General features: G+C 73.6%; 2 protein-coding genes. One reads left to right on the forward strand and one right to left on the reverse strand.

Annotated features, from left to right (window positions below):
* Positions 1–138: 138 nt before the first annotated feature.
* Positions 139–894, forward strand: a complete 756-nt coding sequence (locus AOK03_RS24370; RefSeq protein ID WP_055567475.1) for a bestrophin-like domain — start codon at positions 139–141, stop codon at positions 892–894.
* Here the strand turns inward: AOK03_RS24370 and AOK03_RS24375 are convergent.
* A complete protein-coding gene (locus AOK03_RS24375) occupies positions 884–2,107 on the reverse strand; it encodes a PucR family transcriptional regulator (protein WP_055567476.1) in 1,224 nt (407 codons plus the stop codon). The two genes, AOK03_RS24370 and AOK03_RS24375, sit on opposite strands and share 11 nt — an antisense overlap.
* Positions 2,108–2,336 lie beyond the last annotated feature (229 nt).

Here is a 2,336-nt window from a genome sequence, read left to right on the forward strand (position 1 = left end):
GTCCATGGTCACCACCACGATGGTCGTCACCACCCCCGCGGTCCTCGCCGCCGCGCTGCTGCGTCCACGCTCCCGCTCCGCCGCGTCCGGTGCGTCCGGCGCCCGCTCCCGCCCCACCCCGCCCTCCGGAGGTACCTCGTGACGGAATGGTTCGTACTCGGCCTGGCCATGGTGCTGGCCTGCGCGGTCGTCCTGACCATGACCGTGCTCAGACACCGCCGCGTGCCCGAGGACGACGACACCAGCGAGACGCCGGACGTGCTGGAGTACATGGTGATGATGGTCGGCGTCGTGTACGCGATCGTCCTCGGCCTCGCCATCGCGGGTGTCTGGGAGGCGCGCGGTGCCGCCCAGGACGGCACCCGTGACGAGGCGCAGGCCCTGCACGAGATCAGCAGGCGCGTCCAGGTCTATCCCGCGGACGCGCGGGAACGCATCCAGCGGGACGTGCGGCGCTACAGCGAGCACGTGACCACCGTCGAGTGGCCGCGCATGATCGAGGAGCACCAGCTCACCGACCGCGGCGGGGTGCTCCTCGACACCCTGCGCAAGGACATCGCCGCGCGCCCGCCCGCGAGCGAACTGGAGGCGCAGACCTACCAGCCGCTGCTCGACCAGGTGGCCGCGGCGGACGAGGCGCGCAGGGCGCGGGCCGACAACGCGGAGGAGACCCTCCCCGGAGTGGTCTGGTTCGGCCTGGTCGCCGGGGCGCTCGTCACGGTCGGACTGATCTTCACGCTGCAGATCAGACGCTCCTCCAGGGAGCTGTTGCTGGCCGGGACCTTCAGTGCCCTGATCGCCTTCCTCCTCTTCCTGGTCTGGAACTTCGACGCGCCGTTCGGCAGGTCGGCGTCGGAGACGACGACGGCCTTCCAGGACCTGATCAGTGCGTGACCTGTCGTTGCGCGAGCCGGTGCGCCTCCACCGCGAGTGACACCTCCACCAGGTCCCGCGGGCGGGCCAGTGAGCGCGAGGTCAGCTGTTCCAGGCGGCGCAGGCGGTTGAACACGGTGTTGCGGTGGCAGTACAGGCGACCGGCCGCCCGCCCCGCCGAGCCCTCGCACGCCAGCCAGGCGTCCAGCGTCTCCAACAGCACGGCCCGGTCGGCCGGTTCGAGGGCGAGGACCTCGCCGAGGACCTCCGACACGAGCCGCCCCGCCAGCTCGGGCTGGCTCACCACGAGGGCCGTCGGCATCCGCTGGTCCAGGCGGACGATGCCGGTCGCGTCCGGCGGACACGTGCGCAGCGCGAGCTCCGCGAGCCGCCGCGCGTGGCCGAGCTCCGCGAGCCCGGCCACGACGGGGCTGATGCCACCCGGTCCCGGGCACCGCCCGTCGAGCAGCCGGGCCAGACCGTCCAGACCTTCGTCCGCGCCGAGCGCGACCACGCCGACCTCGCAGTCCGTGCGCATTCGCCAGACGAACCGGAACCCGGCCCGCTGGATCTGCCGGTGGAACGCCTCGCGTCCGTCGCGCCGCTCCGCGCGGAGCACGATCACCGCGTACGGGCCGTGCTCGGGCAGGTCGAGACCGGCGGCGGCGCGCGCGGCGAGGCCCGGCGCCGACCGGCCCTCCAGAAGGGCGTCGAGCAGCGCCTGCAACTGCTCGTCGGTGCGCCGCCGCAACTCCAGCTCCGTCGCGCGGTACGCGTCGGACGCCACCGCGGCCTGCGCGTCCACCGCCGACCACACCATCGTCGCCGAGCGCATCAGGACCGCGAGCTTCTCCGGGTCCTTGCCCGCCGTGCCCTCCAGGAGCGAGTCCCACACGAGATAGCCCGCGTTGCGGTACGAGTGCACCAACAGGTCCAGCGGCAGGCCCTGTTGGGCGCGGCGCCGCCCGGCCTCCTCCGCGTACTCCAGGTCGCGGCGCGGCGAGGCCCGTGGGGCCGAGATCGCCTCGATGCCGATCCGCATGGCCTCCTCGGCCTCCCGCCACTGCACGTCGTAGGGCAGGACGCTGCCGTACACCGACGAGTGCTCGCCGAGCTGCCGCAGATGCTCGTCGACCAGCTCGGGCAGCCGCGGCAGGAGAGCCGTGCACGCCTCCTTCAGGAGCTTCCAGTCGTGTCCGGTCCGGGGTCTGCGCCCGTTCGCGAGCCCGCTCATCGTTCCCCCCCGTCGCCGCGCGCCAGGACGCCGTCGGCACGGCGCTGGTGGGGAGGATGCCATTGCTCCGCCCCCTCCGGCAGGCCCCTGACACGCGGTGTTGTGCCCGTGCACAACGGCGGGGCACCGCCGGTGGTCTCCCGCAGCGTTTCTTCCACTGCCCGTGGACGGGCGGCCCCCGCGGTGCTGGGGTGAGCGCCACGCGACGGCGGACGGGCCGTGCGGGACG

The organism is Streptomyces atriruber (assembly GCF_001418325.1).
Classification (GTDB): domain Bacteria; phylum Actinomycetota; class Actinomycetes; order Streptomycetales; family Streptomycetaceae; genus Streptomyces; species Streptomyces atriruber.

Bases quoted from the DNA above. Each gene is read 5' to 3' on its own strand.
- AOK03_RS24375 (WP_055567476.1), bottom strand. From the start codon at position 2,107: ATGAGCGGGCTCGCGAACGGGCGCAGACCCCGGACCGGACACGACTGG.